The sequence below is a fragment of the Moritella sp. 28 genome (assembly GCF_018219435.1).
GTDB lineage: Bacteria > Pseudomonadota > Gammaproteobacteria > Enterobacterales > Moritellaceae > Moritella.
This window is the reverse complement of sequence record NZ_CP056121.1, coordinates 4,132,372-4,157,981: the sequence shown is the minus strand read 5'-3', so window position 1 is coordinate 4,157,981 and position 25,610 is coordinate 4,132,372. Positions and strand designations below refer to the sequence as shown.

The window sequence follows — 25,610 nt, the reverse complement described above, 5'->3', positions numbered from 1 at the left end:
TAGTTGAAAGATAAAAATGTGATGTGGCTAGCATATTCCAAAAGCTGTGATGAAGTATAATGATAAATATATTTTTAGTATGAGCTGAGCTAATAATGAAACTTCCCCCGTTACGTGCGTTGCAATGTTTTGAAGCGGTTGCTCGTTTTAACAGTTTTTCCAAAGCGGCCGAACAGCTTAATATTACTCAAAGTGCGGTCAGTCATCAGGTACGTCAGTTAGAAGAATATCTGGGGGAATCGATGTTTAATCGTAAAGGACGAACCTTGTCACTGACTGATATGGGCGAGCGCTATTACGAAGAAATTAGTCAATCATTAGCGAATATCTCTACTGCCAGTCAACAGCTCCGAGAAGGTAAATCGGGCAAGATCCGGTTAGCCTTATACAGCTCGTTAGCGGTAAAGTGGTTGATCCCACGGTTAGATAACTTACGTCAGCAATATCCCGAGATTGAACTGTCATTAAACATGGTGGCAGATGAACCTGATTGCAGCGATCAAGTGGCGGATTGTTTTATTACCGTGAACCCACCGAAGCGTAATTTTGTCAGTCAGTTTTTATATGCAGAGCGTTTATATCCGGTGTGCGGAAAAAAACTTTGGCAACAGATCCAAGATCAACCTTTACCTGATGCCTTGTGGCAACATCCCTTGTTGTCGGTGCAATCGGTATATCCCGATGATGAACTGGGTGAAGACTGGCAGCGTTGGTGTGAGTTAGGTGGTTTTACGCTGCCGGCAGAGGCGAAAATGAACTATTTTAGTCATATGTTAATGGCGGCTGAAGCGGCACGTTATGATCAAGGGATTACCTTACTTAATCATTACTTAATGAATGATCAAGACCGGCAGCATAATCTTGTGCGGCTCCCCATGCACGAGATCTTAACCGGGGATAATTTCTATTTTGTGTATAAAAAATCGCGCGCCAAGCAAACTGATATTTTGAAACTAGGCCGCTGGCTCGAACTGCAATGCTATGATCAAGAACAGTAGAACGACGCTAACGCAGTGACAGTCGCTTAAAAGTGGTTAAGGACTGGGCAATGCGAGAGAGGCATTCGTTTGGCTATGGTCTTGATCTGGGTTAATATAGCCCTCATTATTCTAAATACATTAATCTATTGGTAAGGTCCTCGCATGGATAAAGTTAAACTTCCTCTTTTTGCTGACGTAAACGCGCAGCTACAACAAAGTGATTTATTAGTGAACCCTGCCGATGTGCACGGTGTGATCTGTGGTTTGTTATGTGGTGGCATCAAGCTAGACAACAAAGCCTGGTTAGCACCGTTTGATGAGTTAATTAACGAAGGCCTTGGTATCCCTGATTCAGTGGAGTCAGTATTAACTGAGGTTTATAAGGCTAGCGCAGCAGCATTAGAAGACATGACGTTAGGTTTTGAATTGTTGATCCCAGATATGGATCAACCATTAGAAACACGCATGGAAGCATTAGCTGAATGGCTGCAAGGTTTCCTTGGTGGTTTTGGCATGGTGCATTCAGCATCAACGAAAGCCAGCGATGAAGTGAAAGAATTGATTACTGACTTTGCGAGTATTGCGCAACTGGACGTAGATGGCGGAGATGATAGCAACGAAGCAGAAGAAGCATTTTACGAGATCGTAGAATACGTGCGTATGGGCGCAACTTATTGCTTTAACGAATTAAGTGACGGCGATACTAACGCAGCACCTGTGCTACATTAATATTGCTATACGTGAACAGATAACGGTATGAATTATCCCGTTATCTGTTCAAAAGATGATTTATCGCAAGCGTATCTAAAAGGATACTTGTTATAACAAAGATTATGGCGAGGTTAGGTACTGTTTGTCATTGTAGCTAGATAGATAGGACAAGGAATGTTTTATGTCTTTAATAAACAAATTAACAGCCAAGTTAGGCAGTAAGCCGAGTGCCGCTGTAACACCTATAGTGTTGCCTGAAGCAGCGTTTACCCGCGAACAGCATGTGCAACGTAATACCCAGTTCAGTCAAACTTACCATGCCTATACGGACCCACAACAAGCGTTTGAATTTTGTCGTGCACAAGCCGATGAAGGTGTGGTGATGGCCTTGTATTTATTAGCATTACAGTATGAGCAAGGTGATGGTCAGCAAACTTATTTGCGCCAAGCGATAAGCTGTTATCAACGTGCTGCCGATTGTCAGCACCCAGAGTCGTTGTTTAATTTAGCATTGCTGCAATTACAAGGACAGCTGGGTAAGCCGAATGCCGTGCTGGCGTTCAGTTATTTTGAGCAAGCAGCAAAACTAGGCTTGGTACAGGCGCAGTATAATTTGGCCAGTATGCTGGATCAGGGCTCGGGTTGTTTTAAAGATCATATCGCTGCATTTGATTGGTACAACAAAGCAGCTGAACAAGGTTATACCCAAGCATGGCAGAACATTGCGGTCATGTATTATCGCGGTGAAGGTGTTGAACCCGATAAATTAAAGGCGTATGCGTGGACATTATTAGCGGCTAAAGCCGGTGTTGAAGAAGCGATCGCCGCAGAACCTGAGATGACACAAGCGTTAAACTCAACCGAAATACTGGTGGGTAAAGCGTTGTTTGATCACTTACAACAAGGCTTTTTAGCTTATTTACCAATCGAAACCAGATTCGAAGGATAGCTGCTAATGCTGTCATAAAGCGTTAAGTCTTATCATTCGAATTGTTTGTGCTGTTGGCTTTTGTATAGTGTCATCGTTTTTTAATTTCAATAACTTGTTAGGATCAAAATGTCAGTGGTTGAATATGATATTGCAATTGTTGGTGCCGGTATGGTCGGTGCGACACTTGCACACGCTGTAAGCCAAATAAAACGCGAAGATGGCCGTCAATTATCGATAGCCTTAATTGATGCTAATCCACCAACTACCAGCAATCATCCTGGTTTTGATGCGCGTGTGATTGCATTATCTTACGGTTCACAAAAGATCTTAACCCAATTCAACTTGTGGAATAAGATAGCACCGACCGCAACGGCCATTAAGCATATTCATGTGTCTGATCGTGGCCACTGGGGGATCACCCGTCTCGATCACAGTGAATACAATTTGCCTGCATTAGGGCAAGTGATCGAACTGCAAACCGCAGGGCATATATTCCAACAAGATCTTGCCGAGATTAAGAACATCAATTGGTACTGCCCCAATCAGTTAGTCAGCCTGGATCGTCAAGTGAGTCATACTGATCTTATTCTCGATGACGGCCAGAAAATACGCTGTAAACTATTGGTCGGTGCCGATGGTAACAATTCAATGGTACGCCAGTTAACCAATGTACCCATCGAAGTGACCGACTTTGAACAAACCGCGATCATTGCCAATGTGAGTTTGAGCCAACCCCATGAAGGTAAAGCTTTCGAGCGTTTTACTGACACGGGACCGTTGGCACTGCTACCGATGACAGAGCAACGCAGTTCGTTAGTCTGGTCAGTGCGCAGTGATGAAGTAGATGCGATCATGGCCTTGAGTGATGATGCATTCTTATCTCGTTTACAGCAGCGTTTTGGCTATCGTTTAGGGAAGCTCACCAAAGTCGGCCAACGTTTTTCATACCCGTTGTTATTAACAGAAGCACTAGAGCCAACCCAACATCGTAGTGTTGTGATTGGTAACGCTGCGCATGCATTACACCCCATTGCGGGTCAAGGTTATAACCTTGGACTACGTGATGTTGCAGTATTGCATCACCAAATTGAACAAGCATTTGCAAGCGACCAAGACATCGGTGCTCAAGCAGTGACGAAAGGTTACTGGCACAAGCGTCAAGGCGATCATCAAACCACTATTTGGATGACAACCTCATTAGCGACGCTCTTTGCTAACAATTATGCACCGCTGGTGGCAGGGCGTAATTTAGCGCTACATACCATGGGTTACAAACCTGAATATAAACGCGCATTAGCACGTCAAGCACTTGGCGCATTCAAGTTATTTTAAAAGATTCGGATTAGGAAGTTATATGCAATCTTATGATATTGCGGTTGTTGGCGGTGGCATGGTTGGTCTTGCTTTTGCTGCTGCATTGAAGGAAACCACGCTTAAGATCGTGGTTATCGAAGGTAATGAACTTGATCGCGAATTAGGTGAATCACCTGAATTACGTGTGAGTGCGCTAAGCCGCGCAAGCCAAAACATATTACAAAATTTAGATGCATGGGCGGGTATCGAAAGTCGCCGCCATCAAGCGTATAACGCCATGCAAGTTTGGGATCGTAACGGTTTTGGCCAGATCAACTTTGACGGCGATGCACTAATGACAGACACATTAGGTCATTTAGTTGAAAACAAAGTGATCCAATTAGCACTGCTAGAGCAAATTGAAAAAGCCAGCAACATTACCTTATTAACGGGTACTCGTATTCGTAAACTTAGTCGTGCTAACGATGCAGCTTGGTTAACCTTAGAAGATCAAGATCCTGTGTATGCGAAGCTGATTGTGGGGGCTGATGGCGCCAACTCATGGACGCGTGCACAAGTGAATATTCCGCTGACGGCATGGGATTATAACCACCATGCTATTGTCGCTAATATTCGCACTGTTGAACCGCATCAATCCTGCGCCCGTCAGATCTTCAATCCAGAAGGGCCGTTAGCGTTTTTACCGTTATGGCAACCGGATCTGTGTTCGATCGTCTGGTCACTACCGCCAGAGCGCGCCACTGAATTGTTGGCAATGGACGAAACCGAATTCAACAAACAACTGACCGTGGCGTTTGATGGCCGTTTAGGGCTGTGCAAAGTTGAAGGACAACGTCAGGCATTCCCACTTAAAATGCGTTATGCTCGTAGTTTTGCAGCCGAGCGAGTCGCATTAATTGGTGACGCTGCGCATACTATTCATCCATTAGCAGGGCAGGGTGTTAACCTTGGTTTGTTAGACGCGGCAAGTTTGGCGCAATGTGTATTAGAAAATCATCGCGCGAACAAAGATATTGGCACCCATGCCCATTTGCGTAAATTTGAACGCTGGCGTAAAGCCGAAGCGGCAGTGATGATCTCGAGCATGGAAGGGTTAAAGCGTTTGTTTAGTGGTGGTCATCCGGCGAAACGTATTTTCCGTGATATTGGTCTAACCTTATCTAATACATTACCTGGGCTAAAGCAAAGCTTCATTAAACGTGCCATGGGGTTAGATGGTGAGCTACCTGATTTAGCTAAATTAGACCGCAATGGCTAAGGCAAACACACATAATCGTTAAATAGTGCAATTAATCAACCTTGCACCATAATGTTAACGATGAGCATAACTAATGTAAACACCCTATTTACATTAGTTATTGTAATGCTAAGGCCATTCCTATCCGAGTTCTTCACAGTTTAATCATTGCCAATATAGCTCGAAGTTAGCAAAGTAAGCTGCTCTTATTGGTTTTTTTGTGATCTATGACGTCATTATTCCCCGCGAATAACTTTTTCCTCTATTAAAGTGTTAGCCTTATGCGCATTATCATTTGATTAACCATTAGATTTTCTATTCCTTAAATAATTTTAACGAATGCTTTCTAAGGGTATAATTGAATTATTATCATGTAATAGGTTTTACATGACGCTTTAATATAAAAGCAAGAAAGCAATTTTACTTGATCCCAAAGTCTTGATTAATAACTGTCAATTAAAGGAATTATAGAATGGCTCAACAAACAGTACTGTTCCCGAAGCACGTAGAAGCAGGGGCAAAAATGGTGGACTTTCATGGTTGGGATATGCCAATCAATTACGGTTCCCAGATTGCTGAACATAATGCTGTACGCGAAGATGCGGGTATGTTCGATGTGTCACACATGACCATCGTTGATATCAAAGGCGCTGACGCTAAGTCGTTCTTACGTTATTTACTTGCCAATGACGTGGCAAAATTAACTGTTTCTGGTAAAGCCCTCTATACCGGAATGTTACAACAAGATGGTGGGGTTATTGATGACCTTATCGTTTACTTCTTCAATGATGAATACTACCGTTTAGTGGTGAATTCAGCGACTCGTGTTAAAGATTTAGCATGGATCAACAAACAAGCTGCAGAGTTTTCTGTAGCTGTTACTGAATTACCTGAACTGTCTATGATTGCAGTACAGGGCCCGAAAGCCAAAGAAAAAGCCGCTACTGTATTTACTGCTGAGCAAAACGCCGCAGTTGAAGGCATGAAGCCATTCTTTGGTGTACAAGCGGGTAGTTTGTTTATTGCTACAACGGGTTATACCGGTGAAGCAGGTTATGAGATTGTCGTACCACAAGACGAAGCTTGCGATTTATGGCAGAAACTTGTGGACGCAGGGGTTCAACCAGCTGGTCTAGGCGCACGTGACACACTACGTTTAGAAGCTGGTATGAACCTTTATGGTTTAGATATGGATGAAACTGTATCACCGCTAGCCGCTAACATGGGCTGGACGATTGCTTGGGAACCACAAGAACGTGACTTTATCGGTCGCGCAGCGCTAACTGCTCAAAAAGCAGAAGGCACTGACAAACTTGTTGGTTTAGTACTTGAAGCGAAAGGTGTATTACGTACTGGTCAAAAAGTCGTATTCACTAACGCTGCAGGCGAAGCATGTGAAGGCGTTATCACCAGTGGTAGCTTCTCACCAACACTTGGTTTTAGTATTGCATTTGCACGTGTTCCAGCATCAATCGGTGAAACGGCTGAAGTTGAAATGCGTAAAAAACTTATTACTGTTGCAGTAACTAAACCAGCGTTTGTTCGTAATGGTAAAAAACTAGTTTAGTGCTACGTTTGATTTAACTGAAAATTGTATGACGTCAGCTGAGTTGCAGATTTTTATTTCGAAAGAATAGTAATAATTCTGCTTATAAATAATCGCAATTCAGTGTCTACAGCGTTACCAAATAAAAACATAATCATTTAAGTAAAAGACAAAAGGAAGTTTCAACAATGAGTAATATCCCAGCTGAATTAAAATTTGCACCTTCACACGAATGGGTTCGTAACGAAGGTGACGGTACTTATACTGTCGGTATTTCAGACCATGCTCAAGGCCTTCTAGGTGACATGGTATTCATTGATTTACCCGATGTTGGCGATGAAGTTGAAGCTGGCGAAGATTGCGCAGTAGGCGAGTCTGTTAAAGCTGCATCAGATATCTACGCACCAATCAGTGGTGAAATTGTAGAAATCAATGAAGAATTAGAAGATTCTCCAGAGTTAGTAAACTCAGATGCATTCGGCGACGGTTGGTTGTTCCGAGTTAGAGCTACGGACGAAACTGAACTCGCATCGCTGTTAGACGCTGACGGTTATGCTGAGTCAATCGAAGACTAATTTGTTGTTGAAACCCTGAGCTTGCCTCGGGGTTTTTTTTAGTGTTAAAACGCTAATTGCTATTTTTTAAAGTATTAGTTTAAGTTTGTTAAACGCTAATTTAATTTTGTTATTTGTTAAAAGTATAAATACAGGGAATTGCATGAAAACCCATACCCCACTTGCCCAGTTAGAGCAGATTGATAATTTCGCCCGTCGCCACATCGGTCCTTGCGAAACAGAAACTAAAGAAATGTTAGCGAAAGTTGGCGCAGACTCTTTAGAAGACCTTATTCAACAAACAGTACCAAGCTCGATCTTATTGGCAGAAGACATTGTTGCTGGCCATCAGTTATCTGAAGTTGCAGCACTGCAAGAATTAAAAGCCATCGCAGCCAAAAACACAGTCAATAAAAGCTACATTGGTATGGGCTATTACGGTACTAACGTGCCGAATGTTATCCTACGTAACGTATTCGAAAATCCAGGCTGGTACACGGCATACACGCCTTACCAACCAGAGATTGCACAAGGTCGTTTAGAAGCACTTCTTAACTTCCAAACCATGACTTGTGACCTAACAGGCATGGATTTAGCAAGCGCATCTTTACTTGACGAAGCAACAGCAGCCGCTGAAGCAATGGCAATGTGTAAGCGTGTTTCTAAAAACAAAAAATGTGATAACTTCTTTATCGCCGACAGCGTACACCCACAAGTAGCTGACGTGATGATCGAACGTGCCGAGCACTTCGGTTTCACTGTCATTCAAGGCCCTGCAGAAACAGCGCCTGAGCATGACTTGTTTGGTGCGGTACTACAGTACCCAGGTACAGACGGTGATGTAACAGACATCAGCGATATTATTGCGGCTATCCAAGCTAAAAAAGGTGTTGTTGCAGTGGGTTCTGATCTACTTGCACTGACACGTATTAAGTCACCTGCAGAGCTAGGTGCTGACATGGCGTTTGGTAGTTCACAACGCTTTGGTGTACCAATGGGTTATGGCGGTCCACACGCTGCATTCTTCGCAAGCTGTGACAAACATAAGCGTTCTATGCCGGGTCGTATCATTGGTGTTTCTAAAGACACTCATGGTAAACCTGCACTGCGTATGGCAATGCAAACGCGCGAGCAACACATCCGCCGCGAAAAAGCTAACTCAAACATTTGTACTGCACAGGTATTACTAGCGAACATGGCTGGTTTCTACGCGACGTATCACGGTCCAGAAGGCCTTAAAGATATTGCTAAGCGTGTACACCGTTTCACTGATTTATTAGCAGCTGGTCTTGTTAAAGGTGGTTTAAGCCTGACTAACAATACCTGGTTCGATACAATCACTGTACAGTTAGACAACGACCAGTTAGATAATAAAGAAAAAGTGGTTACTCGTGCATTAGCAGCGGGCATTAACTTCCGTCTTGACGCTGAACATCAAGTTGGTATCAGCTTAGATGAAACGATCACGCAAGCAGACCTAGCGACATTATTCGACGTACTATTGGGCGATGACCATGGTATCTCGGTTGATGCACTAGAAGCTGAACTAGCAGCAACAGGTAGCACGTCTATCCCAGCTGAACTTGAGCGTGAATCAGCATTCCTAACACACCCAGTATTTAATACGCACCATTCTGAAACAGAAATGCTGCGTTATATTAAATCACTGGAAAATAAAGATTTAGCCCTTAACCATTCAATGATTTCATTAGGTTCTTGTACCATGAAACTGAATGCGGTTGCCGAAATGATCCCAGTAACATGGCCTGAATTTAGCAACATGCACCCGTTCTGCCCTGCAGATCAAGCGGTTGGTTATAAAGTGATGATTGACCTGTTAGAAGACTGGTTAGTTAGCATCACAGGTTACGATTCAATTTGTATGCAGCCTAACTCGGGTGCTCAAGGTGAATACGCAGGTCTGTTAGCGATTCACAAATACCATGAGTCACGTGGCGAATCACATCGTAACATCTGTCTGATCCCTAGCTCTGCGCACGGTACTAACCCTGCATCAGCGCAAATGGCGGGTCTGAAAGTTGTCGTTACTAAGTGTGATGTAAACGGTAACGTTGACGTTGCTGACTTACGTGAAAAAGCGGAAGAGCTAAAAGACAATCTTTCTTGCATCATGATCACGTACCCATCGACACACGGTGTATACGAAGAAACGATTAAAGAAATCTGTGGCATCATTCATGACAACGGCGGCCAAGTTTATATGGACGGCGCGAACATGAACGCACAGGTAGCATTAACATCACCGGGCTCTATGGGTTCTGATGTTTCTCACCTTAACTTACACAAAACATTCGCTATTCCACACGGTGGCGGTGGTCCAGGTATGGGTCCTATCGGCGTTAAAGCGCACTTGGCACCTTTTGTTGCTGGTCACGCGGTTGCTGACACAGGTAAAGAAAGCCGTAACAACGGTGCGGTATCTGCTGCACAGTTCGGTAGCGCAAGTATCTTGCCGATTACGTGGATGTACATCAACATGCTAGGTACAGCAGGTCTGAAACGTTCGACACAGACAGCTATCTTAAACGCTAACTATCTGGCTCAAAACTTAGACCCACTGTTCCCAGTGCTTTATAAAGGCCGTAATGATCGCGTAGCACACGAGTGCATCGTTGATTTACGCCCACTTAAAGAAACAACGGGTATTACCGAGTCTGATGTTGCTAAACGTTTAATGGATTATGGTTTCCACTCGCCAACAATGAGCTTCCCAGTTGCGGGTACGCTAATGATTGAGCCGACTGAATCAGAATCTAAAGCTGAATTAGATCGCTTCATCGAAGCAATGACCAGCATCCGTGCTGAAATTGCTAAAGTTGAATCGGGTGAGTGGACTGCAGAACAAAGCCCACTTCATCACGCACCACACACACTAGCCGATATTGTTGACGCTAACTGGGACCGTGCTTATGACCGTGAAACTGCTGTTTACCCTGCACCTTACGTGAAGAAAGACAAGTTCTGGCCTACAGTAAATCGCATCGATGATGTGTATGGCGACCGTAACTTATTCTGCTCATGCCCACCCGTTGAATCGTATAACGATTAAATTTGGTTAATTTAGCGTGTTAAAACGTTAAAAACATGAAGTGATAAGAGCGAGTCCTGCGAAAGTAGGGTTCGCTTTTTTTATGGATGATGAAAACAGCTCTAGGGGCGGGGGGAGTTGAAGCCCAACTTGTACTGTATATACAACCATAGGCAAATTACCTAGGCTGACGTTATTATCCAATCAGCTACTTATTATCTCTATTTAACGCCGCCATTCTGCCGCCGTTTTAAATCAGTAATTAAGTAATAGGTTATTAATATCTCATTAAAAAATCATTACTTTAGGGATACTTGGGCGTTGGATCACGGTTTTATAAGGTGAATTGTCATTTCCCTTGTGGAGTATTAAAAAAGCAATATTATCAATCCGATATGGACCTCTGTTGATGATTAACAGGGGTTAAAAAATAAATAACAGGATGGCCCATTTTCCCTGAAAAGATTTTAATATCAGATTGATGTTTTATCTTGTTTTTCATTTGATTAGTCGTTGTTGGCTAAGGTGAATAAATTTGGGAAATTGAGACGTGCTGTTATACATTTTATCAATCTGGAATTCAGAATGAAAAGTAGTGATAACTTCAAATTAATTTGGTGGTTTTTATTAGTTATAGCACTAGGGTTATATTTGTTTTTTCGACAAGACGATTTATTGAAAGGAAAACCGACATATTTTGATACTGTAGTTTTTTTGGTTTGGATATCGGTTTGCTTGTCACCTTTATTCAAAGAAATGAAAATATTTGGGCTACACCTTAAACAAGATATTGAAGATTTAAAGAAGGAGCTAAATCAGCAGTTATCTTTAATGAAAATTGAGTTGAAGTCTTCAATCGAAGTATCTTCATCTAACAGTAATCATGTCCATATTAATGGTAAGTCACCCATTCCAGCTGCTGATTCCGATATACCTGATATTAAAAAGCATGTAGCTGAAGCTTTGAATGAATACGGTGTAAAACCACTGTCCACGTCAGATAATTTCAGTTTTGTGGAAAACCAAATTAGTACGGAGAATATGGAGTTGTTTAAGGTTAGATATGCATTTGAGAAGCTATTAAATGATCACGTTAATATTGTCGCTTCCACTCAACGTAAACAGCCAATGACGAGGCTTTTGAAAATATTAACAAATGATGGAGTTATCTCTTCCAACCTAACAAACTCGATATTGGAAATTATTGCAATTTGTAACCATGCAACTCATGGGGCAGATATTACGGCTAATCAAAGACAACTTGTGAATGAGTCTGCACAAGGGCTGTATGAAGCATTGCAAATTTCTTTAGTATCAAACATTTAGTCACCAGCTAGGCGGGTAGCTAATTTGAGGTAGTATGAGAGAGCTTTTATTATACATTAAAGATTTCATTCCTTTTGTCCAATTAGTCAGTACTTTGATAGTCATGATAGGTGTCTCTATTGCTGTAATGACGTATCGGTCAAATCGAAATGATAAAGTTAAGGGAGAAAATGAAAATCGTTCACGATTCTATTTAGAGCGTTGTGAAAAAGCACTGAAAGATCTTTGGGATTGTTTTAACAAAGATATACTTGATGAAGTAAGTAATTATACAGTAGTTGAAATACTCAAAACTTACGATGAACTCAAAGTAAAAATCACATTAACTGAACATCTGCATGCTCTAAGTTTAAATGAACAATATTATAAAAACCTTATTTTTAGGAAAGTATCTTTGGCTGACCTAAATTATGTCGTAGGTACTAAAGGTTTTGATAAATCTATAAGAGACTTTGATGTTGCTTATGAATATATTAAAGACAAAGTTGAGTCCTCGAACAGTTGTGAGCCATTAATTCGCGGTTCTAATTTCTTTTATGGTCATTTGATGTATCCAAATGGTTCAAGTAGTGAATTCTTTGAGTTCGTTTCATCATTTATAACAGAGAAAAATAGGGACGAAATATCAGTATCATATAGGTCAAATAAGAGAGCATTAAAGTCTTTACGACGTAGGCTGCCAATATTTATGGCTGCATATAGTTATATGATTGGTGTCGAACAGGGAAGAGAAGTTAAGGACTTAGTTAGACCAATTCCAACAACAATGAAAAAATTTACAAACGCTTAGCAAGGCGTTTCATCTAAAAGGGGTTTCATGCAAGATTCATTAAAAATTCTGGAAAGTGTTAACCAGTTCTACACTCAGTCGTTTAACCAGTTAGTTATGATTACTGTTGCTGTATTAGCATTTGCAGGAGTTATGATGCCTGTTTTAACTTCTCTTTATCAACAAAGGCTTTTTAAGCTTGAACATGACGATATTAAAAAACAAATAAATGCAGAACTTCAAGAAGAGTTAAAACTTGAGATGAAAAAACTAGAAGATAGGTATGAGAAAAAAGAGATTGAACACCAAAAAAAAATTGAAGAGTTACATTCTAAAATTGACCTAGAGATTGCAGGGGCTTTAGCGGGTAGTTTACATATTCAAGGTAATATTAGTTTACGGAATAATAATCATTTTAATGCCTTTCATGATTTTACTCGCGCTGGCACTGGGTATATAAAGGCCAATAAAGAAGTAAATTTGAGGAGGGTTATACATATTATTGTCAAATTATGCTTACCTCACCTCACAGGTGCTCAAATAACTTCGGATGATGAGCATGCAGAAGAATATAGAGTGTTTATCACAGCTCTTGAATCAATAAATCAGAATAGTAGATATCAAGACGACTTAAAGAGAATAAAATTAGAATATAGAAGAGCAGTTGAAAGAATCGCAATTTCAAAATCGGCTTAATGAATATTGTAGTTATCAACTAAGTATAAAGTACGTAATGATGGTTATTGAGAAGAAAGGAGATAATAGGCTTCTAGATATGCAGGGTTACTTAATAAAGCTGGCGTTGCTGGCTTATTTTAGCTGAAACACTGATTCCCTAATTTAGTGAAAAATTATCTCACCATTTTTAACCTGTTATGGCTAACTTAACATGCATAAATAAGTCCTTTAATAGCGTTCCTAAGTGAGCATGCTTTTGGTTATGCGTGTTAGATACTATATGTTAAATAGAGGCGTTATCTTGTATTGTCGAAAGTTTAAGTTTTAACTTTCATTTGTACTTTTTATCTGGAGGGATGAATGGCAAATAAAAAATATGAAAATCAGAAAGTCGAATTGAGATTCTCTAAGAAGTCTATAGATAAGGCTGCGAGAAACATACGTCATGGTTGCGTTGATGCAGACAGAGATGAGTCGATTGAAAAAATACAAAACTTTCGTGAGCTACATATGTATCCACTGATGTTAATGAAAAATCATTTGGCTAGAACATCAAATAAAATTAATTCATCGATCATTGTTGCTCGTAGACTAAAGCGTCTGCCTACTATCATTAATAAACTTGAACGTCCCACTCTAGATGGTGTTCAAGACAATGCAATAAAATTGACACGTATGCAGGACATTGGTGGTTGTCGAGCGATAGTTAAAAATCTTAGAGATTTAAATTTATTACATAATAAATTAAAAGAAAGTCGTTCGGTCCATCGAGTTATTCATACGGCAAATTACTTAATACCAAAATCTAGCGGTTACAGTGGTATTCATTTGATATATAGCTGTTTTCATCATGATGAATTAGATAATAATTGGAAAAAAACTAAAATAGAAGTTCAGCTAAGAACTGATTTGCAGCATGCTTGGGCTACTAGCCTTGAAATTATCGATACGTTTGAAAAGATTGATTTGAAAACAAGTCTAACAGGGCATGATGATTGGCGACGATTTTTTTATTTAGCAGGGCAGTTAGTAGCGTATAAGGAAACTGCAATTGAAGTTGATAACGATACGTTACTTTTATATCGTAAAGAACTATCAGACCTAAATGATAAGCTCAGTGTGGAAACTAACTTGTTGAGATATAGTTTAGCAATTAAAGCTACGACAGAAAAATACAGTGAATATTCAGTTTCGAGAAAAATGGATATGTGCTTAGTTACTCTTGTAGAAAGTAAAGCGAAGAAATTTTTAGATAAGAAATTAGCACTTTTTTTTGATGTAAAAGCATTTGGAGTGGATCAAGCTCATGAGGCATTATCGGCTTTAAATGAAAGTGAAAAAGATAAGGATGTTATATTATCTGTTTTATTATCATCTCCAGATGCTAGGTCTCTTAAGAAAGCATACCCCAATTATTTTGGCTCAACGAATGGGTTTACAAAATTCATAGGTAAGCAGATAGCTTTGATTTAGAATCATAATGTATGTGATTTATATTTTAAATATACGTATCGCGATATCGCAGACATTAAGTTTCTTTCGATATAAGTTAACCCCCCTGATTATCTGCCTCCTCCCCTATAGGGGTAAGGGGGGTAGAGTACGCGTGAAAAAATGGCTTTGATGAATGTTAGTGTTCAGTTATTTTATTAAACTAACTTGCTGATAATGATATTATTTTGGGAGAGTGGGATGAATATCTATTTTATTAAAATCAAGGATTTAGCACATAGATGAATGAATTAAAAGCAACATTAAATGATGCAATTATTACCCGTATAAAAACACCGTTATTAGGTTCATTCATCCTCTGCTATATGTCAGTTAATATTAAAGGGATAGCCTATTTTTATTTGGGTTCGCTTGAGGAACGGAAAATAATATTAGCTAATTTCGAATTATGGGACTTAGATTTGTTATGGGCTTTTTTATTGGTTTTTGTTTATATTGGGCTAACTCAATTTGTTTTTCCTATACTTCAAATATTTATAAATAAAATGAAATATGAGCGAGTAACTAAACCTTATCAAGAGCAATGTGCTTTAGATAAAAAAGCACATTATGATGCAATCATTGATGCAAATGAAGCTAAATACAAATCGAATGAAGGATATATTAAGACTAAATTTGATAAAGAACTCGGGCGTTGGGGGAACGAAAAGTTCGAATTATATCGTAAAATTGAAGAATTAGATGCATCGCTGGAGTCTGGATATGGTGAAAACAAAGCGACAGTAGCGGAGCTCAACGAGAAGAAAATTCAAGTGTCTAAAATTACAGATGAATCACTTGAGTTGAAGAGACAAGTGAATGATTTAAAAATGCAAGTAGACAGTATGATATCGAAAAGTAATAATAAGGAAGATATAACTAGACAGTTTCCTCATTTGAAGGAAGCGGGTACTATAACTAACCACCTACCAACGGGTTCTACCTAACTGCATCCTCTCAATACTCTGGTGTAAAATATGAATATTTCATCGTATCGACAATTGATGCGTGACCCTGTATTCGTTGCAGCACCAGAATATTCCCGCCATTAATCATAAAGTGACTCGCAAACGTGTGCCTTAACACATGGCTCATTGCCCTTTGGGTAATTCAAATCCTGCTCGTTCCAACAGTGTGAATAATATTGCGCTTCTTTAGAAATATAATTCCATCGCAAACAAATAAACTCCTAACGATAAATAGCCGTTCATCACATAGGAGGAAGCATGAGTAAAAACATTATTCTTTGTTTAGATGGTACATGGAGCAAACCAGATGAGGATCCGCATGCAGAAAACGAAGAAACTAATGTTCGGAATTTGTGGGAGATCTTAGATAAAACCCAACCAAAGCGGCAAGTGGTGTATTACGACGAAGGCGTCGGTTCGGACTGGTACAATAGTCTCATTGGTGGGATATCAGGGTGGGGGCTGGCTAAAAACATAAGAGAAGCCTATTTCGAATTATGTAAACATTATGAGCGTGGCGATAAAATCTTTATTTTCGGCTTTAGCCGAGGCGCATATACCGCCCGTTCACTCGCTGGTATGATCTACAGTTGTGGACTGTTAAATAAAGACCAGCTTACTGAGACGGCGATTGAACATGCTTTCGATGTTTATAAGCATGCAGATAACCACGAAAAAAACAGCTTTAAACAAAATAATATCATGTGTCAGATCGAAGTGATTGGCGTATGGGACACTGTCGGTTCGCTTGGTATCCCTATCGGGTTCTTAAAAGAAATCACTCATCAATATCTTCAATTTCATGATACAAAACTTAACAAAGATGCTTTGCATGCATACCATGCCGTATCAATCGATGAGCAGAGAGAAACGTTTAAGCCTACCTTATGGGCAACGCGTGCGAGTACTGATAATCAAGTTATTGAGCAGGTTTGGTTTTCGGGCGTTCATGCTGATGTCGGCGGGGGATACAAAGAAAGGCACCATTCTAATGTCGCATTTAATTGGATGATAGCCAAAATAAAACACAAAGTAGAATTAGATTCTCGTCATTACCCTTACCCTGAAGATGTATCGAAAAAAATACATGATTCATACAAATTTTACTATGGAGGAAAGGAGCCAAGGGTCGCATCGGTAACCGATATAAATACCCCAAGTGTCCATGTCTCTGTACTCCAAAAATTAAAGCTCATTGTTGACTACATACCACTCGCGTTAGTTGATCTTAACAGTAGGAGCGGACTTGAACCTTATAAAGTCGTGAAGTAAAGCTAGCGGTATCAAATATCAGGTAAATGCCTTACATTAACTTTGCCTACAGTCATAATTCCTGCTAGATTTAACTTAATCTTTATCACAGGCTTAAAGTCTGATAATAGAATTAATGCATGATAATACCTTAAGTGAGATTGCAGGGCTGGCAGCCTTTTCTATTAGATACAAACCACACGGTTGTATGGTGATATTAAATTGTGGGTTATTCCATACGGATACCCGGCTCGCACACAGAGGTCCCTACCGTAGTGCGGCATCAATTTTATATTGGATACAATTATGCCTGTAAAAAACGCACTTCGTACTACTCCTGCACTTCAACATTACAAACAAGTTTCGTTTGAGACACTTGCCGCCAGTTGGTTTACTTTCGATGGCTGGGAAGTCTTTGCTCCTATCATTGACCATGACATGAAAACCGACCTACTGGTAAGTGATGGTAATAACTTTTACCGGATCCAAATCAAAACAATCGAGTCCCATGATGAATCCCATGTTGTGGAAAATAAATGGGGTGATGCCAAAATTGATTATGTTATTTATTTCTCTAGGGAAGATAATTGGGGTTATATCTTAAAGCCCTTCAAGCAGAGAACTAAACGACTTAACTCCGCTGGTAGCATTCGCTTTCATCAGCATCATAAGCCTTTCATCAAAGCTTTTAATAAGATTTAGAGATTGGGTAGCACCTGTCAAACGGTGCTTATTTCAGTGTTGCGCCATCCACAGTTTCATCCGCTTCTCTTGACTGCATTCTGCTGTTTGTAAAAATCGTTTTTCACTATCGAGAAAATATTTACTCGTGACACTGTCTATGACCCACGATGAATCGGTATAGCGATAAGAGATATAGTAATCCATTGGTATATTGTCTGAATTTGTCCCGCTTACTAATAAGCAGCCTCTGTCACCCTTAATTGCTTCTTTGTTATCTGTAATATTTATTATTTCATTAGGAAAAAGGCTAAGGGCGTGAGTAAAAGCAGATTGATTACTATTATTCCTTGTAGCTTGCAGTGATTGCCATACATCAGCCGTCATAAAGCTAGCTTCGGACTGGCTATTATATGCAGCTTTAAGCGCATTGAATTGATTTTCTAATGGTGGATTATTTGGTTTGTTAGTACACGATGCTATAAATAAAACGAAAAAAAGGCATAAGTATTTATTCATTATTAATTACTCCCGTGTAACGCTTCATATAGGCTTTTATCAATGAAAATATTGAGTCATTCTTTTTGGTAAGCTGAATGCCTCAATCACAATAAATATAGTGCCTTTCCTTTCTGGAAAATAACCCTAGCTTTATAACCAGAGTTGCTTTTTCACCTATATGATAATCTTTACATTCAGATAATCCTTTAAAAATTAATCCTTTTTCATCTCTTACCTGCGCCTGGCAAACTCTCCCACCTCGAAAAACCATGTGGCAGTCACTCGTTATAATTGTCACTATTTTACGATCTTTAACGCCTATACCTTTATACTCAAACTGTATAATTGAATATATAACAAAGAACAGCATAATCATCATAATCGATGTTTTAACCCAATATCTTATTTGCATTGTAAAATAGTTCTCGAAGTATAATCCAGGGCCGTCGTTCATTGAATAGAGCCCCCTTGAAGTTAATAGCTATTTGGAGTCGCCCAATAAAAGCCATAATATAGCTTACAAATAAATTAACATAGTTAAGGTAGACAATGAACGATACACACTTTTTAAATGTCGAGCTTGATGTTGAGTCAAGATTCGGTTTCAAAAGTCGTTAGCAGTGATAGATGTTTTGCAGTGTCTTTTACGACGGTTGAGATAGTTTTTGCTTATTACTTGAATCCAGCAGTAAGTTACTCATGATAATCCCCCCTGGTTAAATAATTTAAATTCATGCTCGTTCCAACAGTATGAATAATATTGCGCTTCTTTAGAAATATAATTCCATCGCAAACAAATAAACTCCTAACGATAAGTAGCCGCATGCAGAAAATGAAGAAACTAATGTTCGGAATTTGTGGGAGATCTTAGATAAAACCCAACCAAAGCGGCAAGTGGTGTATTACGACGAAGGCGTCGGTTCGGACTGGTACAATAGTCTCATTGGTATGATCTACAGTTGTGGACTGTTAAATAAAGACCGGCTTACTGAGACGGCGATTGAACATGCTTTCGATGTTTATAAGCATGCAGATAACCACGAAAAAAACAGCTTTAAACAAAATAATATCATGTGCCAGATCGAAGTGATTGGCGTATGGGACACTGTCGGTTCGCTTGGTATCCCTATCGGGTTCTTAAAAGAAATCACTTATCAATATCTTCAATTTCATGATACAAAACTTAACAAAGATGCTTTGCATTAACTTTGCCTACAGTAATAACTTTTACCGGATCCAAATCAAAACAATCGAGTCTCATGATGAATCCCATATTTTAGAAAATAAATGGGATTATGCCCAAATCGATTATGTGATTTATTCGTAACCATATTCTTTTGGCCAAGCTCTTTCCGCTGCATCGAGTGGCTCAAATGATTGCTGTAATTCAGGTATTAAAACTAATTTTTCTTTTATATCATCTGGAACTGAATCGTAATATTTTTGTGGGTAAATGCTGATAAGGCTGAATGATAAATATTTTATTTTAGATATAAACTCTGTAATTTCTTTTTCTTCATTTTTATCATTCTCCGTATTTACAATTAATAGCAAGCGCATAAACTGGCTATACTCAGGTTGCGTACAGCGATCTATAGCGCTAAAAGATAAATAGGCTAATGAGTCACTCGTTTCGAACGGCATAGCACTTAATTTTTCAATAACAGAATCAGGTAAAGTAGTTGCTTTCATGTCTGCATGACACTTAACAGATTTACTTTCATAATCCGCATATTTACCTTTCAATTGCTTGAATGCATATGCTCGAGTAGCATCCTCTTTAACTACATCAGAACAAGCTATCTGGCTTATTGCTATCGCTGTAACCATTAATAAATTTCGCACTATCATTGTTTACCCTTCGATGCCGCTTTGCAACCATGAGCTAAGGTGCCCCAGAATAGGCGCTCTTTAGGCGTTGAATCTGATCTTAAAGCTTGTTTAAGTATAACTTTTTCTATTTGGTTTTGTGCATGTGCCTGTAAACCACCATACGAAAAGAAAAAAGCTTCCCAGTTTGAAGAAAATATACTGTAACTGACTGAACCCGCTGCACTACCTGCAGCTTCGACAGTATTAACACCCGTTTTTAAAATAGTACCTAAAATAGTACCTAAAATAGGACCAGCTGCTTCAGATGCAGTTTCTACAGCTTCTTTCGATATAGCTCTAGCTGGACTCAAAGTAAGACCTGCGAAAAGTGTAGATAATTGACCTAAAGTGATAGCCACCCAGCCAATTTCTAGACTGGTTTTTACACCATTTATAAACTCAATGGCTTCTAGACTATCCTTATCAAGCGTCAATCCTACAATATTAGGGCATGTTCTTAAATTTTTTTGTTGCGTCATTAGATAGCATCCATATATAAAAAATAAGAGTATCATTATTGATTATCTATAAAGTATTAAATTAGAATGATTTATAGATGTAATTAACTGGAAGAGGCTTACCTCAGAATAACGCTGAAGCTATTATTCAAAGGGTTAGTTGTAATCTGTCTACTCGCAATCAGTATTCCTACATACTTTTTGATGTCCTGCAGCACTGAAGAGTTAATTGTTTATGCGACATCTTCAGAGTCTTCCTTTATGTCTGAAGTGGCAGATGTTTATTTGACTAACTTTAGAATTGATGAAAACGGCGTGGAAGAATTACAGACAAACTCGGGTGCAATTTTTCTTATTGCGATTCCAGATGTCGGCAAACGCGATAAGCTTTTAGTTGCGTTTGCAAATGCAGGTTTAGATCTTAATGAGGAAAGTCATCTTGATAACGATGGTCACACGCCACTCAATATTGCGATTATGAATAACGATGTGGAATTAGTCGCATTGTTAATTGAACTTGGCGCAAAAGTGACAATAAAAAAATCGCCTCAGCTGATAAATGGAATTGATTATTTGAGTACGGCAGTCAAGGTTAATGCTGATATAGATATGACAGCCATGAAAAAGCTAATTAATAAACAAGCATTGGTTGAGCGCGTTGCAGTTAATACTTTTTAATCTTTATCACAGGTTTAACGTCTGATAATAGTATTAGTGCATGATACCTTAAGTGAGAAGGGATATTTATGGACTCTAAAAGATTAATCATAACCATGTTAGCCTGTATTTTAAGTGGTTTGGCCTCCTGATTGGAGTTTTTGTATTTAGATAAAATCGTCAATATGCGGTCTATTGAACTATCTTCAGAGCATAAATTATTAACCCCCCCTTTATCTTTAGCCATATCGTTAACCCACAAACGTTTATTGAATTTCCCCTCCTGTTCGGCGGTTTTTTTCTTAATATTACATAGGAAATATGATTAAATACCAATTTTGGGATATGGAAATCGTTTTAAATGAAATTTAAAAAATATATTTTACCTATTGGAATTGTTGCTTCTATTGGTTTCGCATTTTATGCAGTGGAAAGTGATAGTTCTGTTGTATATGTGCAAGCATCTAAGGGGAGTTTTAATGATGCAGCAATCACCAAGTTGTTTTCACTGAAACCAAAACTAAAATCTGATGTTGAATTTTCAGGAACACCTAAAAATGCTTTCAAGCAAGCTGATGATAATAACCAACTCGCTTTTGCAGCCGTAACCAATTCAACGATAACAGGAAACCTTGTTAGAGCTAGTGTTGAAGCTGTTCAGGAATATAAAATTATTGATGTTAAAGCATTGATTTCAATTCCAATTGAAATGTGTGTTTTAATGAGCAAGAGTGATATTGATAAGGGAGTTGAAATTAAGTATATAGCTTCACACCCAGCAGCGTTAAAACAGATTTCAGGATGGAAGGCTCCATTAAATGCAGAGGAAATTGCAGTACCAGAAGGTACTGCTGCAGCTGCAGAAAAAGTATCTAACAATAAATACCCAGAAGGTACTGCAGCGATAGGATCTTGCGTTCTTGAGTCAACGTATCCTAATATAAGTGTTGTTGCTAAAGCTGTTCAGGATAATAAAAATAACAATACATCTTTTTTATTAGCTAAAGTGGAAAAGAGAGATTTAGCTTTAACTGAGTTGGAAGCAAGGCGTGAGCTTAATAATGCCATATCATCAGTAAATATAATCAACAAATAAGAACGGTCGCATAAAACTACAGTCTGTAGTGTGATCGTTAATTTGGCCTCCTAATTGGAGGTTTTTTAGATCTAGGGTTTAAATCGTCCCTGAGCGGCCTTTAAAATATAGACCTGAAGGCATGTTTATTACAGATGAGTATTTGGCTTTTGGAGACGGCACTATATCTAAGGGCTGGGGAGTTGCTAGCGCTACGCTTATCTCGAATACTTCTGCAATCTCAACTGGTGTGACAAAAACAAAGAGTAAGCATGTTACATCAATACTCTATTTTAATTCGTTAGATAGCATGGAACTCTTTCATAAAAGAGACTGGTATATAATTCAGTTACGTAACGATGAAAATCATATAGTAAAATGTTTTTATACCCGAAGCAGGAAGAAAGCAGACAGATTTATTGATGCGATGAATTTTTATATATCCACAGCAAAGGACTTTGGGTGATAGTGAATTTCATACTTTCTGAAATACCTAATTTATATTGTAATGCTTGTGTACCCATCTATCTCTACCTAATTTTTTAGCTTCATAAAGTGCGTTATCTGCGACCTTAATTATATCTTTAATCGTCGCACCATCAAACTTAGTAATGAGTGTAGAGCCCATGCTGCAAGTTATTTTTATATCGTTATGCTGTGGGATATTAATATCTTTGACGCACTTGAGTACGCGTTTAGCTATCACATCTAATTCTAGCATTGAGGTATTGGTTAAAATTATGGCGAATTCCTCTCCACCAATACGCGCATGGAAGTCGTCATCTTTACGTAATGCAGAGGAAACCGCATTGACCACTGCAATTAAACATTCATCTCCGACATCGTGACCATATTTGTCATTTATTTTTTTAAAGTAATCAAGATCATAAATAATGACTGAGAATGGAGTTTGTTGCTGAATTATTTTATCGCAAAATTCAACATACGAACGATGATTGGCAATGAGTGTAAGTGAGTCAGTATGTGCAATTTCATTTAATACAGAGGTTCTTTCTTTTACTTTATGCTCTAGTTCTTGAGACAAGCTCAGCGCTCTTTTAAGCGTTATAAATATACATGACAAACTAATTATTGAGAAAGAAATAAATATCACATAAGAGTATCTCATTGTTCCAGATAGATCTTTTTCATCAATATTTAAGGGGATGGCAATGTCAATTGCACCACGTACATCGCCTACTCGCCAATCTTTTTTAGGACTATCAGGATGATTATTATGGCAGGTTACACAACTTTTCGTCATAAAAATCGCTTCAGCGTAGCGTGACACTTGTATTCCATTAAGTTCTTCGACTCGCTCAAATGTTGGGGATGATGTAGTTAATTGTGAAAGAGCATCATGTTGAAAACTGTCTTGTGGTCCACCTATATTCTCTCTATTTTTAAACGGATATTGACTGTAGGTGTGCAACATAAATCCTGCTGAGGAACGAGTAACAGCTTCACCTAATTCAATAGCAAATGTAGTAGGGTTGGGAAGTGACAGTGGTTTCCCATGATATAAAGCTTCGACAGTAATATCTGGATGCAAATCTAGTGGTGTTGTATGAGCACTATATGAAATTCTAGCTTGGTTGATTGTAGTAGCTAACACTTCAGCAGTGCGGCTTGCTAATGTTGTGGCTACAGAGTGTTGGAAATTTTGGAGCATAAAAAACGAAATTAAAGAAAGTAACATAAAGATAAAACTGAAAACCGCGGCAGTTTTAATTTGAGTTGTTTTAATTTTATTAATCATAGGTTTCAGTGTTACTTTGTCGAAAGTTGAATTTTATTATGGAATCTATCTTCTAGGTTTAAATATCCGTATGAAGGTACCATATAAGTTATGATTTAAACTAATGGTTTATTGGTATTTACTTCGAAGTAAAACCCTGATTGGTTGAAGCTATCTCCTATGTTAGGAGATTCTGGAAATGTGAACAGGTGGTTTACCTATTTACCTCATTTAGGGCGGCTGGCATCTGTTTAGGAAAACTTTTCATTCAGAGCATAAATTATTAACCCCCCCCCTTTATCTTTAGCCATATTATCCATTCAATTTCGAAATTTACCATGAGACTTTTAATACTGATTTTACCCTTGTTTCTTTTTGGCTGTACGGCGACATTGCTTCAACATACGCCAAAGCCTGCTGAGAGCAAGGTGCTAGCGACTAAACCCTTGATTGGAAATATGAGAATGAAATTAGGGTTATTTGCCAAGCAACCTCGCCTGAAAAATGGCGGGTTTTTGCAATATCCGCCTGAAGCCATTAAAAGTATAACAATCTGAGAGAAAGTGCCATTTAAACAAAGGGGTACATAAAAAGGGTCTTAGAAATCTTTTCGTATCCTGTTGCATTGAAAGAAGCATTGAGAGTTGCTGGAGAGTTTAACATTAAGTTATTTGATTATTTTTAGATTCGGGGGAAAGGGTTTCTAGATCCCGAACACGCCACCTTACATAAAGGTGATTATGCGCAGTTGTGAAACATGCAACACCCTGTTTTGTTTGCACTTTAGGTGTTTGATGGTCACCAGCTACACGCCTGATATTATTTTTGGCGGGTGCTGGTTCGGGGGCGAATCTTACGCTACAAGTACCGTGAATGTAAACGGATGTATAGAGATGTATATGGATGTAAGCAAATAAAGCCTAAATGTAAACAAGTATAAATAACATGTCTTTAAGTGTGTATTGTGTGAGAGGCTGTGCGAACTATATTAAAGAGGATATAAAAATGAAAAAACAAATACTTTTGGGACTAACGTCTCTTGCTATTTCAGCACCTTCTTTTGCATGGATGGATTTATCGTTTAATGCAGAAATTTTCGGTTACCAACGAGGCGATCCGCGATTTTCACTTCAATGTACTAATGCAAACTATAAAGCTAAGTGTACGAACCCTATTCCAACCACTGCATCTACAGGGCTCATTACATGGAACCCACTTGATGGTTACACTTACTCAAAGTTCATCATCTGGAATACAGAGAACAATGAGAGACTTGACGTTAGTTTGAAGGATACAGGAAAAGATTGTAAGATAGGCGTTCCAGGAGATCTTCGGGACAAATCTGGGTGGGTCTGGCTGGTGGATATTCAAGGCGTGGAGAAGACTATAGAGTATTGCCTCGTTAAACATGATAAGCTATCAAAGGCTCCGATACTTTATTTGACTGTTGATGTAGAAAAAGATATTAAACAAAATGACATTGCAGTTATTAAACTATATGGCGAAGAGTATTCCGAAGCAATAAATAAACAGACCATTAAGCTGCCTCATTTTGAACTATAAGAACTCTTAGTCCGGATAAGACTGACTGAACCAAATATTAAAGATGCTCATAGGGTATCTTTAATAGATTCTTTCTTATCCTCAAGATTAACTTCATCTTTGAACATGGGCCGCCTGCGGCGGCCCATTTTTTGATCTTAATATTCCCGCCATTAATCATAAAGTGACTCGCCAACAAATAAACTCCTAACGATAAATAGCCGTTCATCACATAGGAGGAAGCATGAGTATTCTTTTGGTTATGCGAAGTTTTCTTGATT

Annotated in this window: 25 protein-coding genes; 20 read left to right on the top strand and 5 right to left on the bottom strand. The window is 38.9% G+C overall.

Features of this window, described 5'->3' with window-relative positions; all coding sequences use genetic code 11:
* Positions 1–95 precede the first annotated feature (95 nt).
* From HWV02_RS18380 to HWV02_RS18320, 13 genes are all read left to right on the top strand, one after another.
* Entirely contained in the window at positions 96–998 is a 903-nt protein-coding gene (locus HWV02_RS18380) for a LysR family transcriptional regulator (RefSeq protein WP_211672849.1), read from the top strand.
* Between the two features lie 144 nt (positions 999–1,142).
* Complete coding sequence (locus HWV02_RS18375) at positions 1,143–1,709, top strand: UPF0149 family protein (protein WP_211677129.1); 567 nt, start codon at positions 1,143–1,145, stop codon at positions 1,707–1,709.
* A 163-nt stretch (positions 1,710–1,872) separates the two neighbouring features.
* Entirely contained in the window at positions 1,873–2,640 is a 768-nt protein-coding gene (locus HWV02_RS18370; protein ID WP_211677128.1) for a tetratricopeptide repeat protein, read from the top strand.
* Between the two features lie 108 nt (positions 2,641–2,748).
* Positions 2,749–3,954: a 2-octaprenyl-6-methoxyphenyl hydroxylase gene (gene ubiH / locus HWV02_RS18365; protein WP_211689118.1), complete on the top strand. Its 1,206-nt coding sequence runs from the start codon at positions 2,749–2,751 to the stop codon at positions 3,952–3,954.
* A 22-nt stretch (positions 3,955–3,976) separates the two neighbouring features.
* On the top strand, positions 3,977–5,194 hold the full coding sequence (locus HWV02_RS18360) for an FAD-dependent 2-octaprenylphenol hydroxylase (protein WP_211677126.1): 1,218 nt from the start codon (positions 3,977–3,979) through the stop codon (positions 5,192–5,194).
* Between the two features lie 451 nt (positions 5,195–5,645).
* A complete protein-coding gene (gene gcvT / locus HWV02_RS18355) occupies positions 5,646–6,740 on the top strand; it encodes a glycine cleavage system aminomethyltransferase GcvT (protein WP_211689117.1) in 1,095 nt (364 codons plus the stop codon).
* Between the two features lie 167 nt (positions 6,741–6,907).
* Entirely contained in the window at positions 6,908–7,294 is a 387-nt protein-coding gene (gene gcvH / locus HWV02_RS18350; protein WP_211689116.1) for a glycine cleavage system protein GcvH, read from the top strand.
* A 142-nt stretch (positions 7,295–7,436) separates the two neighbouring features.
* Positions 7,437–10,343, top strand: coding sequence for an aminomethyl-transferring glycine dehydrogenase (gene gcvP / locus HWV02_RS18345; RefSeq protein WP_211689115.1), 2,907 nt, complete (start codon positions 7,437–7,439; stop codon positions 10,341–10,343).
* A gap of 564 nt (positions 10,344–10,907) precedes the next feature.
* The gene (locus HWV02_RS18340) at positions 10,908–11,648 is read left to right on the top strand and encodes a hypothetical protein (protein ID WP_211689114.1); all 741 of its coding nucleotides are present in this window, start codon (positions 10,908–10,910) and stop codon (positions 11,646–11,648) included.
* 34 nt (positions 11,649–11,682) lie between these two features.
* Positions 11,683–12,438 (top strand): hypothetical protein, encoded by a 756-nt coding sequence (locus tag HWV02_RS18335; RefSeq protein WP_211689113.1) that lies wholly within the window; start codon positions 11,683–11,685, stop codon positions 12,436–12,438.
* Positions 12,439–12,465: 27 nt separating this feature from the next.
* Positions 12,466–13,113 carry a hypothetical protein gene (locus HWV02_RS18330; RefSeq protein ID WP_211689112.1) on the top strand — a complete coding sequence of 216 codons (648 nt, stop codon included), beginning with the start codon at positions 12,466–12,468 and terminating at the stop codon, positions 13,111–13,113.
* A gap of 342 nt (positions 13,114–13,455) precedes the next feature.
* Positions 13,456–14,568, top strand: coding sequence for a RelA/SpoT domain-containing protein (locus tag HWV02_RS18325; RefSeq protein WP_211689111.1), 1,113 nt, complete (start codon positions 13,456–13,458; stop codon positions 14,566–14,568).
* Positions 14,569–14,828: 260 nt separating this feature from the next.
* Positions 14,829–15,533 (top strand): hypothetical protein, encoded by a 705-nt coding sequence (locus HWV02_RS18320; protein ID WP_211689110.1) that lies wholly within the window; start codon positions 14,829–14,831, stop codon positions 15,531–15,533.
* A gap of 10 nt (positions 15,534–15,543) precedes the next feature.
* Here the strand turns inward: HWV02_RS18320 and HWV02_RS18315 are convergent, their stop codons facing one another.
* Positions 15,544–15,642 carry a hypothetical protein gene (locus HWV02_RS18315; protein WP_255550683.1) on the bottom strand — a complete coding sequence of 33 codons (99 nt, stop codon included), beginning with the start codon at positions 15,640–15,642 and terminating at the stop codon, positions 15,544–15,546.
* Positions 15,643–15,812: 170 nt separating this feature from the next.
* Between HWV02_RS18315 and HWV02_RS18310 the strand changes: the two genes are divergently transcribed.
* Both HWV02_RS18310 and HWV02_RS18305 read left to right on the top strand, forming a co-directional pair.
* Positions 15,813–16,826 (top strand): DUF2235 domain-containing protein, encoded by a 1,014-nt coding sequence (locus HWV02_RS18310; protein WP_211689108.1) that lies wholly within the window; start codon positions 15,813–15,815, stop codon positions 16,824–16,826.
* A gap of 285 nt (positions 16,827–17,111) precedes the next feature.
* The gene (locus HWV02_RS18305; RefSeq protein WP_211689107.1) at positions 17,112–17,507 is read left to right on the top strand and encodes a hypothetical protein; all 396 of its coding nucleotides are present in this window, start codon (positions 17,112–17,114) and stop codon (positions 17,505–17,507) included.
* 33 nt (positions 17,508–17,540) lie between these two features.
* On the opposite strand, the gene HWV02_RS18300 is transcribed toward HWV02_RS18305, so the two are convergent.
* Positions 17,541–18,005: a hypothetical protein gene (locus tag HWV02_RS18300; RefSeq protein ID WP_211689106.1), complete on the bottom strand. Its 465-nt coding sequence runs from the start codon at positions 18,003–18,005 to the stop codon at positions 17,541–17,543.
* Between the two features lie 837 nt (positions 18,006–18,842).
* On the opposite strand from HWV02_RS18300, the gene HWV02_RS18295 reads away from it, so the two are divergent.
* Positions 18,843–19,193: a DUF2235 domain-containing protein gene (locus HWV02_RS18295; protein ID WP_211689105.1), complete on the top strand. Its 351-nt coding sequence runs from the start codon at positions 18,843–18,845 to the stop codon at positions 19,191–19,193.
* Between the two features lie 111 nt (positions 19,194–19,304).
* On the opposite strand, the gene HWV02_RS18290 is transcribed toward HWV02_RS18295, so the two are convergent.
* Together HWV02_RS18290 and HWV02_RS18285 are read right to left on the bottom strand one after the other, a co-directional pair.
* Positions 19,305–19,838 (bottom strand): hypothetical protein, encoded by a 534-nt coding sequence (locus tag HWV02_RS18290; RefSeq protein ID WP_211689104.1) that lies wholly within the window; start codon positions 19,836–19,838, stop codon positions 19,305–19,307.
* Entirely contained in the window at positions 19,835–20,338 is a 504-nt protein-coding gene (locus HWV02_RS18285) for a hypothetical protein (protein ID WP_211689103.1), read from the bottom strand. Before HWV02_RS18285 ends, HWV02_RS18290 begins: the two co-directional genes overlap by 4 nt.
* A 240-nt stretch (positions 20,339–20,578) precedes the next feature.
* Between HWV02_RS18285 and HWV02_RS18280 the strand changes: the two genes are divergently transcribed.
* The 3 genes from HWV02_RS18280 to HWV02_RS18270 all read left to right on the top strand — a co-directional run bounded on the left by HWV02_RS18280 (position 20,579) and on the right by HWV02_RS18270 (position 22,515).
* Positions 20,579–20,995 (top strand): ankyrin repeat domain-containing protein, encoded by a 417-nt coding sequence (locus HWV02_RS18280; RefSeq protein ID WP_211689102.1) that lies wholly within the window; start codon positions 20,579–20,581, stop codon positions 20,993–20,995.
* A gap of 340 nt (positions 20,996–21,335) precedes the next feature.
* Positions 21,336–22,070, top strand: coding sequence for a prephenate dehydratase domain-containing protein (locus tag HWV02_RS18275; protein WP_211689101.1), 735 nt, complete (start codon positions 21,336–21,338; stop codon positions 22,068–22,070).
* 121 nt (positions 22,071–22,191) lie between these two features.
* The gene (locus HWV02_RS18270; protein WP_211689100.1) at positions 22,192–22,515 is read left to right on the top strand and encodes a hypothetical protein; all 324 of its coding nucleotides are present in this window, start codon (positions 22,192–22,194) and stop codon (positions 22,513–22,515) included.
* Positions 22,516–22,542: 27 nt separating this feature from the next.
* On the opposite strand, the gene HWV02_RS18265 is transcribed toward HWV02_RS18270, so the two are convergent.
* Positions 22,543–23,808 carry a diguanylate cyclase domain-containing protein gene (locus HWV02_RS18265; protein WP_211689099.1) on the bottom strand — a complete coding sequence of 422 codons (1,266 nt, stop codon included), beginning with the start codon at positions 23,806–23,808 and terminating at the stop codon, positions 22,543–22,545.
* 984 nt (positions 23,809–24,792) lie between these two features.
* On the opposite strand from HWV02_RS18265, the gene HWV02_RS18260 reads away from it, so the two are divergent.
* Positions 24,793–25,350 carry a hypothetical protein gene (locus tag HWV02_RS18260; protein WP_211689098.1) on the top strand — a complete coding sequence of 186 codons (558 nt, stop codon included), beginning with the start codon at positions 24,793–24,795 and terminating at the stop codon, positions 25,348–25,350.
* The last annotated feature ends 260 nt before the right edge of the window (positions 25,351–25,610 follow it).

What these genes read in the sequence shown, in the direction of transcription:
- HWV02_RS18380 (WP_211672849.1), top strand. Translation starts at nt 96, where the DNA reads ATGAAACTTCCCCCGTTACGTGCGTTGCAATGTTTTGAAGCGGTTGCT.
- HWV02_RS18375 (WP_211677129.1), top strand. Translation starts at nt 1,143, where the DNA reads ATGGATAAAGTTAAACTTCCTCTTTTTGCTGACGTAAACGCGCAGCTA.
- HWV02_RS18370 (WP_211677128.1), top strand. Translation starts at nt 1,873, where the DNA reads ATGTCTTTAATAAACAAATTAACAGCCAAGTTAGGCAGTAAGCCGAGT.
- ubiH (WP_211689118.1), top strand. Translation starts at nt 2,749, where the DNA reads ATGTCAGTGGTTGAATATGATATTGCAATTGTTGGTGCCGGTATGGTC.
- HWV02_RS18360 (WP_211677126.1), top strand. Translation starts at nt 3,977, where the DNA reads ATGCAATCTTATGATATTGCGGTTGTTGGCGGTGGCATGGTTGGTCTT.
- gcvT (WP_211689117.1), top strand. Translation starts at nt 5,646, where the DNA reads ATGGCTCAACAAACAGTACTGTTCCCGAAGCACGTAGAAGCAGGGGCA.
- gcvH (WP_211689116.1), top strand. Translation starts at nt 6,908, where the DNA reads ATGAGTAATATCCCAGCTGAATTAAAATTTGCACCTTCACACGAATGG.
- gcvP (WP_211689115.1), top strand. Translation starts at nt 7,437, where the DNA reads ATGAAAACCCATACCCCACTTGCCCAGTTAGAGCAGATTGATAATTTC.
- HWV02_RS18340 (WP_211689114.1), top strand. Translation starts at nt 10,908, where the DNA reads ATGAAAAGTAGTGATAACTTCAAATTAATTTGGTGGTTTTTATTAGTT.
- HWV02_RS18335 (WP_211689113.1), top strand. Translation starts at nt 11,683, where the DNA reads ATGAGAGAGCTTTTATTATACATTAAAGATTTCATTCCTTTTGTCCAA.
- HWV02_RS18330 (WP_211689112.1), top strand. Translation starts at nt 12,466, where the DNA reads ATGCAAGATTCATTAAAAATTCTGGAAAGTGTTAACCAGTTCTACACT.
- HWV02_RS18325 (WP_211689111.1), top strand. Translation starts at nt 13,456, where the DNA reads ATGGCAAATAAAAAATATGAAAATCAGAAAGTCGAATTGAGATTCTCT.
- HWV02_RS18320 (WP_211689110.1), top strand. Translation starts at nt 14,829, where the DNA reads ATGAATGAATTAAAAGCAACATTAAATGATGCAATTATTACCCGTATA.
- HWV02_RS18315 (WP_255550683.1), bottom strand. Translation starts at nt 15,642, where the DNA reads ATGATTAATGGCGGGAATATTCTGGTGCTGCAACGAATACAGGGTCAC.
- HWV02_RS18310 (WP_211689108.1), top strand. Translation starts at nt 15,813, where the DNA reads ATGAGTAAAAACATTATTCTTTGTTTAGATGGTACATGGAGCAAACCA.
- HWV02_RS18305 (WP_211689107.1), top strand. Translation starts at nt 17,112, where the DNA reads ATGCCTGTAAAAAACGCACTTCGTACTACTCCTGCACTTCAACATTAC.
- HWV02_RS18300 (WP_211689106.1), bottom strand. Translation starts at nt 18,005, where the DNA reads ATGAATAAATACTTATGCCTTTTTTTCGTTTTATTTATAGCATCGTGT.
- HWV02_RS18290 (WP_211689104.1), bottom strand. Translation starts at nt 19,838, where the DNA reads ATGATAGTGCGAAATTTATTAATGGTTACAGCGATAGCAATAAGCCAG.
- HWV02_RS18285 (WP_211689103.1), bottom strand. Translation starts at nt 20,338, where the DNA reads ATGACGCAACAAAAAAATTTAAGAACATGCCCTAATATTGTAGGATTG.
- HWV02_RS18280 (WP_211689102.1), top strand. Translation starts at nt 20,579, where the DNA reads ATGTCTGAAGTGGCAGATGTTTATTTGACTAACTTTAGAATTGATGAA.
- HWV02_RS18275 (WP_211689101.1), top strand. Translation starts at nt 21,336, where the DNA reads ATGAAATTTAAAAAATATATTTTACCTATTGGAATTGTTGCTTCTATT.
- HWV02_RS18270 (WP_211689100.1), top strand. Translation starts at nt 22,192, where the DNA reads ATGTTTATTACAGATGAGTATTTGGCTTTTGGAGACGGCACTATATCT.
- HWV02_RS18265 (WP_211689099.1), bottom strand. Translation starts at nt 23,808, where the DNA reads ATGATTAATAAAATTAAAACAACTCAAATTAAAACTGCCGCGGTTTTC.
- HWV02_RS18260 (WP_211689098.1), top strand. Translation starts at nt 24,793, where the DNA reads ATGAAAAAACAAATACTTTTGGGACTAACGTCTCTTGCTATTTCAGCA.